This window comes from Streptomyces sp. NPDC035033, from assembly GCF_040636735.1.
Classification (GTDB): domain Bacteria; phylum Actinomycetota; class Actinomycetes; order Streptomycetales; family Streptomycetaceae; genus Streptomyces.
Map to the genome: position 1 here is coordinate 1 of NZ_JBEZUZ010000050.1, position 13,119 is coordinate 13,119.

Genomic DNA, 13,119 nt, shown 5'->3' on the forward strand with positions numbered 1-13,119 from the left:
CGATCGGCGCCCTGCGCGACGCGCTCGCCGCCCGCGCCGGGGAGATCGCCGCCACCGTCACCGCCGAGCTCGGCGCCCCGCCCAAGCTCGCCGCGACGGTGCACGCCGGGCTGCCGGTCGCGGTGGCCGGCTCGTACGCCGAACTCGCCGCCACCCACCCCTTCGTGGAGAAGGTCGGCAACTCCACCGTCTACGCGGAGCCGGTCGGCGTCGTCGCCGCCATCACGCCCTGGAACTACCCGCTCCACCAGATCGTCGCCAAGGTCGCCCCGGCGCTCGCGGCCGGCTGCGTCACCGTCCTCAAGCCCGCCGAGGACACCCCGCTCACCGCCCAGCTCTTCGCCGAGGCCGTCCACGCGGCGGGCCTCCCGGCCGGCGTCTTCAACCTGGTCACCGGTCTCGGGACGGTCGCGGGCCAGGCCCTCGTCGAGCACCCGGACGTCGACATGGTCTCCTTCACCGGCTCCACCGCCGTCGGCAGCCGCATCGGCGCCCTCGCGGGCGGCGCCGTGAAGCGGGTCGCCCTCGAACTCGGCGGCAAGTCCGCCAACGTGATCCTGCCGAGCGCCGACCTCGCCAGGGCCGTCGCCGTCGGCGTCGCCAACGTCATGTCCAACTCCGGCCAGACGTGCAGCGCGTGGACCCGGATGCTGGTCCCCGCCGAGCGGTACGAGGAGGCTGTCGCCCTCGCCGCCGAGGCCGCCGCCAAGTACACGCCCGGCGACCGCCTCGGCCCGCTGGTCAGCGCCCGCCAGCGCGACCGGGTCCGCGGCTACGTCGAGAAGGGGATCGAGGAGGGCGCCCGGCTCGTCGCCGGCGGCCCCGAGGCCCCGCTGGAGACCGGCTACTACGTCTCCCCGACGGTCTTCGCCGACGTCACCCCCGACATGACCATCGCCCGCGAGGAGATCTTCGGCCCGGTCGTCTCGATCCTCCGGTACGAGGACGAGGAGGAGGCCCTCGCGATCGCCAACGGCTCCGAGTACGGCCTCGCCGGCGCCGTCTGGGGCGAGGAGACCGAGGCGGTCGCCTTCGCCCGGCGCATGGAGACCGGCCAGGTGGACGTCAACGGCGGCCGGTTCAACCCGCTCGCGCCCTTCGGCGGCTGGAAGCGCTCCGGCGTCGGCCGCGAACTCGGCGCCCACGGACTGGCCGAGTACCTCCAGACCAAGTCCCTCCAGTTCTGAGCCCGGCGACCGCGCCCCGCGACGCCGCCCCGGCCCGCGGGGCGCGGCGCGGGATCCCGCCCCGCAGAAGGAGACACCCGTGATCCGTGCCGCCGTCCTGCCCGCCGTCGGTGCCCCGCTGGAGATCACCGGCATCGAGCTGCCCGAGCCCGGCCCCGGTCAGGTCCGGATCCGGCTCGCCGCCGCCGGGGTCTGCCACTCCGACCTGTCGCTCTCCAACGGCACCATGCGCGTCCCGGTCCCGGCCGTCCTCGGCCACGAGGGGGCCGGCACCGTCGTCGCGGTGGGGGAGGGCGTGACCCACGTCGCCCCCGGCGACGGCGTGGTCCTCAACTGGGCGCCGTCCTGCGGCGCCTGCCACCCCTGCGCGCTCGGCGAGGTCTGGCTCTGCGACAACGCCCTGAGCGGGGCGGGGAACACGCACGCCCGCGCCGCCGACGGGCGCGAGCTGCACCCGGGCCTCAACGTGGCGGCCTTCGCCGAGGAGACCGTCGTCGCCGCCGACTGCGTGCTGCCCGTCCCGGAGGGCGTGCCGCTCACCGACGCCGCCCTGCTGGGATGCGCCGTCCTCACCGGCTGGGGCGCCGTGCACCACGCGGCCCGGGTCCGGGCGGGCGAGACCGTCGCCGTCTTCGGCGTCGGCGGCGTCGGCCTCGCCACCCTCCAGGCCGCCCGGATCGCCGGGGCGTCCACGATCGTCGCCGTGGACGTCTCCCCGGAGAAGGAGGGGCTGGCGCGGGCCGCCGGAGCCACCGAGTACGTCGTGGCCTCGGAGACCACCGCCCGCGAGATCCGGAAGCTGACCGGCGGTCACGGCGTCGACGTGGCCGTGGAGTGCGTGGGCCGGGCCGTCACCATCCGCACCGCCTGGGAGTCCACCCGGCGCGGCGGCCGCACCACCGTCGTCGGCATCGGCGGCAAGGACCAGCGGGTCTCCTTCCACGCCCTGGAGATCTTCCACTGGGGCCGCACCCTCGCCGGCTGCGTGTACGGCAACTCGGACCCGGCCGCCGACCTGCCCGTGATCGCCGGGCACATCCGGGAGGGCCGCTTCGACCTGGGCGCGCTCGTCACCGAGCGGATCACCCTGGACGGCATCCCCGGCGCCTTCGACGCGATGCTCGCGGGCAAGGGCGGCCGGGCCCTCGTCGTCTTCTGACCCCGGCCCCCGCGGCCTCACCCCCGGCGTCCGCCCGCGGTCCTCCCGGTCTTCTCCGGGCCGGCGCCCGCGTCCGGCGCCGGGGGTGCGGACGGCCGGGGGCGGGACCGGGAGACCGCCACCCCCGCCAGGCAGAGCGCGCCGCCCGCCAGCGTCAGCGGCCCGGGCAGCTCGCCCAGGACGGCCCAGGCCATCAGGACCACCAGGGCGGGCACGGCGTACGTGGTCGCGCCCATCCGCCCCGCGGTCGTCCGGGCCAGCGCGTACGCCCAGGTCGTGACGGCCAGCGCGGTCGGGAAGACCCCGAGGTAGACCATGTTCGCGGTCGCCGACAGCGGGGCCCGCGCCGCCTCCGTCACCAGCTGCCCGGCGAAGGGGAGGCAGGCGGCGGCGCCGATCGCGCAGCCGAACGCCGTCACCTGGAGCGCGCTCGCGTGGGCCAGCGCGGGCTTCTGCGCGACGACCCCGCCCGCGTACGTCACCGCCGCCACCAGGCAGAGCCCGACGCCCAGCGCCGAGGCGCGGCCGTCCTCGCCGGACATCGACAGGCCCACGGTCACCGCGCCCGCGAAGGAGACCGCCATGCCGGCGAGGAGCCGCGGCGGCAGCGCCTCCCCCAGGAAGCGGGAGCCGAGCAGGGCGATGAGGATCGGCCCGACGTTGACCAGCATCGCGGCCGTCCCGGCGTCCACCTCCTGCTCGCCCCAGTTCAGCGCCACCATGTACACGCCGAACCAGAGCACCCCGGAGACGAGGATCCCCGGCCAGGCGGCACGGGGCGGCAGCCCCTCCCGCCGGACCAGGAGGACGGCCCCGAGGACCACCGTCCCGGCGAGCAGCCGCCCGAGGGCGAGCGCGCCGGGGGAGTAGGCGGCCCCGGCGCTGCGGATGGAGACGAAGGCGGAGGCCCACAGGACGACGGTGACCCCGGCGGCGGCGAGCGCGAGCCGGTCGGAGGAAGCGGTTCTCGGCATGCCCCCGACAGTAGGGCCCGCACGCTTCGGCCCCCACCGCACGGTCCGTCGGCGGGGACGCGGAGGCTCAGCGCAGGGCGTCCGCCGCGATGCCGAGTTCCCGCCACAGGGCCCGCTCGCCCGCCGGGGTCACCTTCACCGCCCGCTCGGACCCGATCCGTACGCACCAGCCGCTGTCCAGCGCGTGCGCGCAGAGCGCCGCGCCCGCGAGGCCCGCGAGGTGCGGGCGGCGCTCGGTCCAGTCCAGGCAGCCGCGCGCGAGCGGCCGCCGGCCCTTCGGCGCGAGGGGGACGCCGAGTTCCGCGAACCACGCCAGGCCCCGGTCCGTGAGCGCGAACCCGGTGTCCTGGCGCAGCAGTCCGCGCGCGGTCAGCGCGTCCGTCACGGCGATGCCGAGCCGTCCGGCGAGGTGGTCGTAGCAGGTGCGGCCCCGGGCCATGGCCCGGCCGGCGCTCGCGGCCCGCAGCGACCGGGGCGCCTCGTCCGGGCCCGGCCCGGCGAGTCCGGCCAGCTCCTCCACGAGGTGCGCGATCCCGGGTCCGGCGAGCCGCACGTACCGGTGCCGGCCCTGCCGCTCCTCGGTCAGCACCCCGCCCGCGACCAGCTTCCCCAGGTGCTCGGTCGCGGTGGACGGCGCCACGCGCGCGTGGCGGGCCAGTTCCCCGGCCGTCCAGGCCCGCCCGTCGAGCAGGGCGAGCACCATCGCGGCCCGGCTCTCCTCCGCGAACAGCGCCGCGAACGCGGCGAGATCAGTGGCTCCCATGCCGCCAGCATCCCGCGCTCACGCTTCGGCCGCGCCCGAAACGTCCGCGAGCTTCTCGTACTGCGCGCCCAGGCCGTCGAGCAGCGCGCGCAGGCCCGTCGTGAAGGCTCCCTCGTCGACCTTCTCCCGGTGCTCCGCGAGGCGGTGCGCCTGGCCGAGGTGGGGATAGTCGGCGGGGTCGTACGCCGACTCGTCGTCGACGAAGCCGCGCGCGAAGGAGCCGAGGGCGGAGCCGGTGACGAAGTACCGCATCAGGGCGCCGATGTGGGTGGCCTGGGCCGGCGGCCAGCCGGCCCGGACCATCGCGCCGAAGACCGCGTCGGCGACCTTGAGGCCGGCCGGGCGGCGGCCCGGCCCCTGGGCGAGGACCGGGACGATGTGCGGGTGGTCGGCGAGGGCCGCCCGGTAGGAGAGCGCCCAGTCGTGCAGGGCGGTGCGCCAGTCCCGGGGGTCGTCCGGCGCGAACATCGACAGGTCGATCTTGGCGCTCACCGCGTCCGCGACCGCGTCCAGGATCTCGTCCTTGGTGCGGAAGTGGTTGTAGAGCGAGGGTCCGCTCACCCCGAGTTCGGCCGCGAGCCGCCGGGTGGAGAGGGCGGCCAGCCCCTCCGCGTCGACGAGCGCGCCCGCCGTCTCGACGATGCGGTCTCGGCTGAGCAGGGGCTTGCGCGGTCGGGCCATGGCGCACATAGTAGGCGTGCGCTCAAAAACTAGCAGTGGTAATTAAACGGAGGGGCGAGGTGGCATCGTGGATCTGGCGCTGAGCGAGGAGCAGGAGGACGTGCGGCGGCTCGCCGAGGACTTCGTCGCACGCGAGGTCGCCCCGTACGCCGCCGCGTGGGACCGCGCCGAGGAGGTGGACCGGGGCATCGTGAAGAAGCTCGGCGCCGTCGGCTTCCTCGGGCTCACGATCCCCGAGGAGTACGGCGGTTCGGGCGGCGACCACCTCGCGTACTGCCTCGTCACCGAGGAGCTGGGGCGCGGCGACTCCTCCGTGCGCGGCATCGTCTCCGTCTCCCTCGGCCTCGTCGCCAAGACCGTCGCCGCGTGGGGCACCGAGGAGCAGAAGCGGGCCTGGCTGCCCCGGCTCGCCTCCGGCGACGCCCTCGGCTGCTTCGGCCTCACCGAGCCCGGCACCGGCTCCGACGCGGGCAACCTGACCACCCGCGCCGTCCGCGACGGCGACGACTACGTCATCGACGGCGCCAAGATGTTCATCACCAACGGCACCTGGGCCGACGTCGTCCTGCTCTTCGCCCGCACCGGCGACGCCCCCGGCCACAAGGGCGTCTCCGCCTTCCTCGTCCCCGCCGACGCCCCCGGCCTCACCCGCCGCCCGGTCCACGGCAAGCTCGGCCTGCGCGGCCAGGCCACCGCCGAGCTCGCCCTGGAGGGCGTGCGCGTCCCGGCCTCCGCGATGCTCGGCCCCGAGGGGAAGGGCTTCTCCGTCGCCATGTCCGCCCTGGCCAAGGGCCGCATGTCGGTCGCGGCCGGCTGCGTCGGCATCGCCCAGGCCGCCCTCGACGCCGCCGTGCGCTACGCGGGGGAGCGCGAGCAGTTCGGCAGGCCCATCGCCTCGTACCAGCTCGTCCAGGAGCTCCTCAGCGACATCTCCGTCGACGTGGCCGCCGCCCGGCTGCTGACCTGGCGGGTCGCCGACCTGATCGACCGGGGCGAGGACTTCGCCACCGCCGCCTCCCAGGCCAAGCTGTACGCCTCCGAGGCCGCCGTCCGCGCCGCGAGCAACGCCCTCCAGGTCTTCGGAGGCTACGGCTACATCGACGAGTACCCGGTCGGCAAGCTGCTCCGGGACGCCCGCGTGATGACGCTCTACGAGGGCACCAGCCAGATCCAGAAGCTCATCATCGGCCGGGCGCTCACCGGGGTCTCCGCCTTCTGAGCCCGGTGCCCCAGGCCCGTCTGAGTATCCGGGCGGATGTGGCGGGTGCCCCGTCCGCCCGATGCTCTGCGCATGAGCGAGTCACAGGTCAAGCAGCAGAACACCGGCGCCTACCACGTGCAGGCCGTCATCTCCTTCGCGGTCGCCCTCGCCGCCGTCGCCATCGGGATCTACCAGCTGGAGGCGAGCGCCTGGGTGCGCGCCTTCCTCGCGGTCTCCGTCCTCTACCTCACCACCTCGGCCTTCACCCTCGCCAAGGTGGTCCGCGACCGGCAGGAGTCGGAGCGGATCGTCAGCCGGGTGGACCAGGCCCGCCTGGAGAAGCTCCTCGCCGAGCACGACCCCTTCCAGCAGAAGCTCTGAACGCCGCCCCGCCGGGCGTCCCGCGCACCCGATCTCTAAGCGCTTGCTCAGCTTCGTTGTATGGTGTTCGTCCTGACCGGTCCGAGGAGGAGTGTGGGATGAGCACGGCGGAGCAGACGCCCGGCGGCGAGGACGTGCCCTGGGGTGAGGTCGCGCCCGAGGCCGCCCGGAGGCTGCTGGTCGCGGCCGTCGAGGCCTTCGCCGAGCGCGGGTACCACGCCACCACCACCCGCGACATCGCCGGCCGCGCCGGGATGAGCCCGGCCGCGCTCTACATCCACTACAAGACCAAGGAAGAGCTGCTCCACCGGATCAGCCGCATCGGCCACGACAAGGCCCTGGAGATCCTCCGGGCCGCCGAGGCCCGCGACGGCTCCGCCGCCGGCCGGCTCGCCGACGCCGTGCGCTCCTTCGTCCGCTGGCACGCCGAGCACCACACCACCGCCCGGGTCGTCCAGTACGAGCTGGACGCGCTCGGCCCCGAGCACCGCGCCGAGATCGTGGAGCTGCGCCGCGAGACCGACGCCACCGTGCGCCGGATCATCGAACAGGGCGTGGCGGACGGCGAGTTCGACGCGGAGGACCCGCCGGGCACCACCGTCGCGGTGCTCTCGCTCTGCATCGACGTGGCCCGCTGGTTCAACCCCCGGGGCCGCCGGACGCCCGACGAGGTCGGCGCGCTCTACGCCGACCTCGTGCTCCGCATGGTGGGGTACCGGGCTCAGAAGTAGTAGCGCGAGACCGACTCGGCGACGCACACCGGCTTGTCGCCGCCCTCGCGCTCCACGGTCACCTTCGCGGTGACCTGCACCCCGCCGCCGGCCTCCTCCACCTTCGTCAGCACCGCCGTGGCGCGCAGCCGCGAGCCGACCGGCACCGGCGCGGGGAAGCGCACCTTCTCCGTGCCGTAGTTGAGGCCCATCCTCATGCCCTCGACCCGCAGCACCTGCGGCACGAAGAGCGGCAGCAGGGAGAGGGTCAGATAGCCGTGGGCGATCGTCGAGCCGAAGGGGCCCGAGGCGGCGCGCTCGGGATCCACGTGGATCCACTGGTGGTCGCCGGTGGCCTCGGCGAAGAGGTCGATCCGCTTCTGGTCGATCTCCAGCCAGTCGCTGTGCCCCAGCTGCTCGCCGACCCCCGCGCGCAGCTCCTCGGCGGAGGTGAAGATCCTCGGCTCGGCCATGTCCCCAGGTCCCTTCTCGTACGACATACCCAACGGTCTGTATCTAAGCGCTTGCTCAGCATGTGGGGTGGGGGCCCCGCTGTCAACGGACCAGTAGGGTTCGAGGGGTGCCGCAGATTCCAGAGAAGATCCACGAGCTCACCGTCGGCCAGCTCTCCGCCCGCAGCGGCGCCGCCGTCTCCGCCCTCCACTTCTACGAGGCCAAGGGGCTCATCAGCAGCCGCCGCACCAGCGGCAACCAGCGCCGTTACGCACGCGACGCCCTGCGGCGGGTCGCCTTCATCCGCGCCGCCCAGCGCGTCGGCATCCCCCTCGCCACCATCCGCGAGGCCCTCTCCGCCCTCCCGGAGGAGCGCACGCCGACCCGCGAGGACTGGTCCCGGCTCTCCGCCGCCTGGCGCACCGAGCTCGACGCCCGCATCACGCAGCTCGGCCGGCTCCGCGACCACCTGACGGACTGCATCGGCTGCGGCTGCCTCTCCCTGGAGAACTGCGTCCTGTCCAACCCCGACGACGTCATCGGCGAGAGCATGGCCGGCTCCCGCCTCCTCCCGCTGCGCAAGGAGAACCAGGAAACGGCCTAGACCGGCGTCGCCGCCCGCATCCGCTCCGCCGCGGAGCGGGCGCGGCGGCCGTCCGGCGGGAACGGGGGGCCTCCGGGCCGGTCCGCCCGGCCGGCCGCGTCACCGGCCGGGTCGCCCCGCCGGACCGCGCGGCACCGCCGCCGGCTTCCGTGCCCCCCCGGGTGCCACCCGGAGCCGCTGCGGCCCCGGCCGGGTCACGCCGCCGGGACCAGCGGCCGGGCGAGCCTCCCCCGGGCCCGGGCCAGCGCCCCCGGCGTGAGGACCGCCCGGGGCACCTCGACCCCGCAGTCCCCGCACACCGGCCCGTACCACGCCTGGTCCCCGGGATCGCCGCCCCACGCCATCCGCGTCCCCGCGCACAGCGGGCACGCCTCGCCCGGCCCGCGCTCCAGCGCCGTCACCAGCCGCCGCACCACCTCGGGCAGCGGATCCGTCGGATGGACGGCCGGATCGCCGCACCGCACCACGCCGTTGCCGCCCCACACGTCCCGGTGCCAGTCGTCCGTCGCCCCCAGCCCCCGCAGCCCGCCGTGCTTCTCGCGCCGGCGCCGGGCGGCGAACTCCTTCTCGTACGCGAGCCAGACCGCCCGCGCCTCCTCCAGCTCCTCCAGGGCGGCCACCAGCCGCGCCGGATCGAGCTCCCGGTCGTCGGGACCGAACCCGTGCCTGCGGCACAGGTGGTCCCAGGTCGCCCGGTGCCCGTAGGGAGCGAACCGCTCCAGGCACTTGCGCAGCGAGTATCTGCGCAGCGCCGTGTCGCAGCCCTGATCGCGCACCTGTCTCGCGAGACTCCGGAAACCGGCCATCGCTCGCCACCTCCGTCGCTGGTCCTTCGCGCATCCGCGGTACCAGAGGGACGAACGGCGGCGCCGCCGTGTTCCGCCCGGACGCCGAACGGGAGCCTTCTGGCGAGAAGACGCCACCGGGGCCGCGCGCTACCGGCGGCCCATCCGGGCCGCCGAGACCACCACCCGGGCCAGTTCGGGCCGCCGGACGTCGCCGTGCGAGCGGACCGCCTCCGCCGCGTCCACGCTCACGCAGCCCGAGGCCGGAACGCCGTCCCGCAGCACCGCCGCCAGCGTCCGCCGCGCCGCCCCCGGCACGCCCTGGACGCCGTCCCACCCGATCGCCCCCCACCGCGGGTCGCGCGCCACCAGCCGCCCCAGCGGCCCCGCCAGGGAGGCCGAGTCCCGCGCGGCGCGGGAGGCCAGCGGGTACAGGACCCCGAGGGCGGTGTCGTGGTGGGAGTGGCAGGCCACCACCGGCCCCCGCACCCGCAGCTGCATGTCCCGCAGCGCCCCCGACCGGTCCAGGTCGTGCGGCAGCCGGGCCGCGAACGCGTAGTGCGAGAAGGCGCCCTGGAGCAGCGTCATCGACCGGACCGGCCGGTGCGCCCCCGGCAGCCCGCGCAGCGCGTACGCGACGAGCCGGGCGCCCATGCTGTGCCCCACCAGGTGCACCCGCAGCCCCGGCGCGCCCCGCGCCACCTCCGCGAGCAGCGGCCCGAGCCCCCGCTCGCCCACCTGCCCCGCCCGCCGCTTCATCACGTAGTACGCGGCCTGCCGCAGCGCCTCACGGCCGCCCTTCCAGAGCCGCTCCGGCCCGTCCCCGGACACCGCCCCCGGCGCGGCCCCCGCCAGGGCGGTCCCCTCCGGCGCGGCCCCCGCCAGGACGGCCTCCTCCGGCGCGGTCTCCTCCAGGGCGGCGGCGAACAGGGCGCACACCTCCCGCGGATCCGCCGTCAGGAAGTCCGGCACCCCGCCGCCGGCCAGGACCCCCTCGCCCACCCCGGCCAGCTCCCGCAGCAGCGCCCCGAACTCCCGGAACGCCGCCTCCTCCGGCGGCGCCAGCGCCAGCAGCTCGGTGAGCCGGACGACCGTCCGCTCCTTCTCCGGCAGCGTCGTCACCAGCGCCCGGAAGTCCGGCACCGGCTCGTCCGTGAACATCATCGAGGGCCAGACCACGCCCGCGTACCCCGCCTCCACCCCCGGTGCCAGCAGCCCCGGGAAGGGCGCGAAGAACTCCGAGTACATCCGGGTGGCCCCGGACGGCGAGTTGTTCCAGCCGTGCGCGAACACCACCAGGTCCGTCACCCCCCGCCGCGCCAGCGCGACCAGTTCGGCCGCCTGCCCGGCCGGACCGTCCCCGTCCTTGTCGAAGACGATCTCCCGGTACGGATCCACACTCATCCCGCTCACGGCCCGCCCGTCCCTCCCCGTCGAGGAAGCGCCCAGGGGCCGCGTCCCGCAACCCCTGGGCAGCATGCCCGGATCCGGCCGCCCCCAGACTTCCGGCGGCGGCCGGAAACCGGGCCTCAGCGCAGCCGGGCGGCGGTGACCGCCGGGAAGTGGACCAGCCCGTCGTACGCGGCGGGGAGCCGGACCGAGGGGGTCGTGCCGGGCCAGGGGAAGGCGGTCCCGATGTTCCGGACCGGCCGCGGCTCCGCGAGCCACGCGTGGGCGGCCGGCGCCGTCCGCCGCAGGTCGAGCAGGAAGGGGCCGGAGGCCACCCGGTCCAGGGTCTCCGCGGCGCTGCCCGGCCCCTGCGGGCCCACGGTGAAGACGCGCAGCGGCTCCCCGGGAGCCTCCGTGTCGTGCGCGGTGAACGACCCCCGCCCGAAGGAGGCGCCGATCGTCACGTACCCCCGGCCGAGGAGGTCCCGCAGGAACGCCCCCTGCGTGCGCGGGTAGTGGGCGGGCGTGAGGGACTCGTACGCCACGTGCCCGTTGTGCGCGGAGAGGACCATCCGGTCGCCGGTGTGCCGCTGCCACCAGGCGGTGTTCTCGGCCATGACCCGGTCCCGGTAGAGCATGGCCGCCGCGCTCCCCTCCTCGCTGTGCAGGTCGTGCGCGAACTCGGTGCCGATCTGGGCGACGGCCCGGGCGTGCTGCACCGCCCACAGGTGCGCCTCGCGGGCCGCCGCGCCCTTGCCCGGCCGCTGCTCCGCCAGGAGCTCCAGGGCCCGGTTCACGTCCGCGGCCATCTTCCGCCGCTCGCCGAGCGGCCTGGCCATGTACCCCTTCATCCAGCTCTCCACCTCGCCGGTGGGCCGGGAGTCCCGGTAGAGCTCCCGGAAGCGGGGGAGGAGACCGGGGTGGTTCCCGCCCACGTACGCGGTGACGGCGTCGAAGAGGTTCGGCCCGGCGTAGCCGAGGTCGTTGCCCATGAAGCGGACCCGGCGGTCCGGGTGGGCCTGGTTGTGCCGGCGCATCCAGCGGAAGAGGTCGAGGTACTCCTCGGTGTTCCAGAGCCGGTACGACTCCTGGAACTCGTCCTGCATGATCCGCTCGATGTCGCCCTCGCCGGTGGTCACCCACCGGTCGATCAGGAGCCCCGTGGACCAGCTGGCCTCCAGGGCGAAGGTGGTGAACCCCTTCTCCTCCACGAGGTGTTCGAAGATCCGGTGCTTGGCGGTGAAGAACTCGGCCGAGCTGTGGGTGGCCTCCCCGATGCCGACGACCTTCGCCCCGCCGACCAGCCGGTCGAGGGCCCGCGGGTCGTCCAGGGGGCGGGCGGTGCGGGCGAGTTCGCGGGCGGGATCGGCGCCGGCCGCCGGCCGCGCGGGCGCGGTGGCGGCGGCGCCCGGCACGGTGGCGGCGAGACAGGCGGCGGCGAGCAGTCCGACCAGGGACAGGCGGCGGAAGGAGAGAGGTTTCATGGGCCCAGCCTCTCCGTCCGGCCGCCCGCCGGGACATCCCGGCCGCCCCCGCTTCGGTACGGGGGACAACCCCCGTCACCGGTACAGCAGATGCTCCCGCCGCACCGACCGGAAGGCCGCCAGGTCCTCGGTCCACGAGCCCACGACCTCGTCGGTGTCCGCGCCCGCGTCGATCAGGGTGCGGACCCGGGTGGAGCCGGTGAGCTTGTCGATCCAGTGGTCGGCGCGCCAGGCGAAGCCGGACCAGGAGCGGCGGGCGGTGACCAGGAGGGCGATGCCGGTGCGGACCGGGTCGAAGGTCTCGCGGTCGTGGACGTGGAGCTGGACGCCGCCGGCCGTGCGGCCCTGGAACTTGGAGAAGGTCGGCGCGAAGTACGCCTCGCGGAACCGGACCCCGGGCAGCTCCAGCGCGTTCGCCGCCTCCGCCCAGCGGCGGTCGATCCCCTCCGCGCCGAGGAGTTCGAAGGGGCGGGTGGTGCCCCGGCCCTCGGAGAGGTTGGTGCCCTCGAAGAGGCAGGTGCCCGCGTAGACGAGCGCGGTCTCCGGGGTCGGCATGTTCGGGCTCGGCGGCACCCAGGGCAGCCCGGTGGCGTCGAAGAAGTCCGCCCGCCGCCACCCCGTCATCCGGACCGTCTCCAGCTTCACCGGCCGGGCCAGGAACTCGGCGTTGAACAGGAGGGCCAGCTCCGCCACCGTCATCCCGTGCGCCTGCGCGATCGGCTCGCGCCCGACGAAGGTGGCGAACGCCCGGTCCAGGACCGGGCCGAGGGCCGCCCGGCCGCTCACCGGGTTCGGCCGGTCCAGGACCACGAACCGCTTCCCGGCCAGCTCCGCCGCCGCCATGCAGTCGTACAGCGTCCAGATGTAGGTGTAGAAGCGGGCGCCCGCGTCCTGGATGTCGAAGACGACGGTGTCGACGCCGGAGGCGGTGAAGACGTCCGCGAGCGCCCGGCCGCTCTTCAGGTACGTGTCGTAGACCGGCAGCCCGGTCGCGGGATCGTCGTGCCGCCCCTCCGAGCCGCCCGCCTGCGCGGTGCCCCGGAAGCCGTGCTCGGGCCCGAACACGGCCACCAGGTCGACCCGTTCGTCGGCGTGCATCACGTCCACCAGGTGCCGGGCGTCCGGCGTGATCCCGGTCGGGTTGGTGACGACGCCGACCCGCTCGCCGGCCAGGAGCGCGTACCCGTCCGCCGCGAGCCGCTCGAAACCGGTCCGTACGCGCGCGTGCCCCCGGCCCGGGTCCGCCGCGGCGGGGGCGGCCGTGACGGCCAGCGCCCCTCCGGCGGTCAGCGCCGCTCCGGCGGCCAGCAGATCCCGGCGTGACGGCTTCATCCGCCTCATGCGTGAC

14 protein-coding genes are annotated in these 13,119 nt (G+C 75.5%); 6 read left to right on the forward strand and 8 right to left on the reverse strand.

Annotated elements, in window-relative coordinates:
• Together AB0E83_RS20685 and AB0E83_RS20690 are read left to right on the forward strand one after the other, a co-directional pair.
• On the forward strand, window positions 1-1,187 hold a 1,187-nt coding region (locus AB0E83_RS20685), incomplete at its 5' end, for an aldehyde dehydrogenase family protein (protein ID WP_362113580.1).
• 79 nt (window positions 1,188-1,266) lie between these two features.
• On the forward strand, window positions 1,267-2,346 hold the full coding sequence (locus AB0E83_RS20690; RefSeq protein WP_362113583.1) for a Zn-dependent alcohol dehydrogenase: 1,080 nt from the start codon (window positions 1,267-1,269) through the stop codon (window positions 2,344-2,346).
• Between the two features lie 17 nt (window positions 2,347-2,363).
• Here AB0E83_RS20690 and AB0E83_RS20695 read toward each other — a convergent pair whose 3' ends face one another.
• From AB0E83_RS20695 to AB0E83_RS20705, 3 genes are all read right to left on the reverse strand, one after another.
• Window positions 2,364-3,320, reverse strand: a complete 957-nt coding sequence (locus AB0E83_RS20695) for a DMT family transporter (RefSeq protein ID WP_362113586.1) — start codon at window positions 3,318-3,320, stop codon at window positions 2,364-2,366.
• Window positions 3,321-3,387: 67 nt separating this feature from the next.
• Window positions 3,388-4,083, reverse strand: a complete 696-nt coding sequence (locus AB0E83_RS20700) for a helix-turn-helix domain-containing protein (RefSeq protein WP_362113589.1) — start codon at window positions 4,081-4,083, stop codon at window positions 3,388-3,390.
• A gap of 18 nt (window positions 4,084-4,101) precedes the next feature.
• Complete coding sequence (locus AB0E83_RS20705) at window positions 4,102-4,764, reverse strand: TetR/AcrR family transcriptional regulator (protein ID WP_362113592.1); 663 nt, start codon at window positions 4,762-4,764, stop codon at window positions 4,102-4,104.
• Window positions 4,765-4,831: 67 nt separating this feature from the next.
• On the opposite strand from AB0E83_RS20705, the gene AB0E83_RS20710 reads away from it, so the two are divergent.
• From AB0E83_RS20710 to AB0E83_RS20720, 3 genes are all read left to right on the forward strand, one after another.
• Window positions 4,832-5,983 (forward strand): acyl-CoA dehydrogenase family protein, encoded by a 1,152-nt coding sequence (locus AB0E83_RS20710; RefSeq protein WP_362113595.1) that lies wholly within the window; start codon window positions 4,832-4,834, stop codon window positions 5,981-5,983.
• A gap of 72 nt (window positions 5,984-6,055) precedes the next feature.
• Window positions 6,056-6,346, forward strand: a complete 291-nt coding sequence (locus tag AB0E83_RS20715; protein ID WP_362113598.1) for a YiaA/YiaB family inner membrane protein — start codon at window positions 6,056-6,058, stop codon at window positions 6,344-6,346.
• 98 nt (window positions 6,347-6,444) lie between these two features.
• Window positions 6,445-7,077, forward strand: coding sequence for a TetR/AcrR family transcriptional regulator (locus AB0E83_RS20720; RefSeq protein WP_362113601.1), 633 nt, complete (start codon window positions 6,445-6,447; stop codon window positions 7,075-7,077).
• Here AB0E83_RS20720 and AB0E83_RS20725 read toward each other — a convergent pair.
• The gene (locus AB0E83_RS20725) at window positions 7,068-7,529 is read right to left on the reverse strand and encodes a MaoC family dehydratase (RefSeq protein ID WP_362113604.1); all 462 of its coding nucleotides are present in this window, start codon (window positions 7,527-7,529) and stop codon (window positions 7,068-7,070) included. The two genes, AB0E83_RS20720 and AB0E83_RS20725, sit on opposite strands and share 10 nt — an antisense overlap.
• A 107-nt stretch (window positions 7,530-7,636) precedes the next feature.
• On the opposite strand from AB0E83_RS20725, the gene soxR reads away from it, so the two are divergent.
• The gene (gene soxR, locus AB0E83_RS20730; protein WP_362113607.1) at window positions 7,637-8,113 is read left to right on the forward strand and encodes a redox-sensitive transcriptional activator SoxR; all 477 of its coding nucleotides are present in this window, start codon (window positions 7,637-7,639) and stop codon (window positions 8,111-8,113) included.
• Between the two features lie 194 nt (window positions 8,114-8,307).
• On the opposite strand, the gene AB0E83_RS20735 is transcribed toward soxR, so the two are convergent.
• The 4 genes from AB0E83_RS20735 to AB0E83_RS20750 form a co-directional block, all read right to left on the reverse strand.
• Window positions 8,308-8,919 (reverse strand): hypothetical protein, encoded by a 612-nt coding sequence (locus AB0E83_RS20735; protein WP_362113610.1) that lies wholly within the window; start codon window positions 8,917-8,919, stop codon window positions 8,308-8,310.
• Between the two features lie 129 nt (window positions 8,920-9,048).
• Window positions 9,049-10,302 carry a serine-threonine protein kinase gene (locus AB0E83_RS20740; protein ID WP_362113613.1) on the reverse strand — a complete coding sequence of 418 codons (1,254 nt, stop codon included), beginning with the start codon at window positions 10,300-10,302 and terminating at the stop codon, window positions 9,049-9,051.
• 125 nt (window positions 10,303-10,427) lie between these two features.
• On the reverse strand, window positions 10,428-11,771 hold the full coding sequence (locus AB0E83_RS20745) for an erythromycin esterase family protein (RefSeq protein ID WP_362113616.1): 1,344 nt from the start codon (window positions 11,769-11,771) through the stop codon (window positions 10,428-10,430).
• A gap of 75 nt (window positions 11,772-11,846) precedes the next feature.
• Complete coding sequence (locus tag AB0E83_RS20750) at window positions 11,847-13,103, reverse strand: DUF1343 domain-containing protein (protein WP_362113732.1); 1,257 nt, start codon at window positions 13,101-13,103, stop codon at window positions 11,847-11,849.
• Window positions 13,104-13,119: the final 16 nt, after the last annotated feature.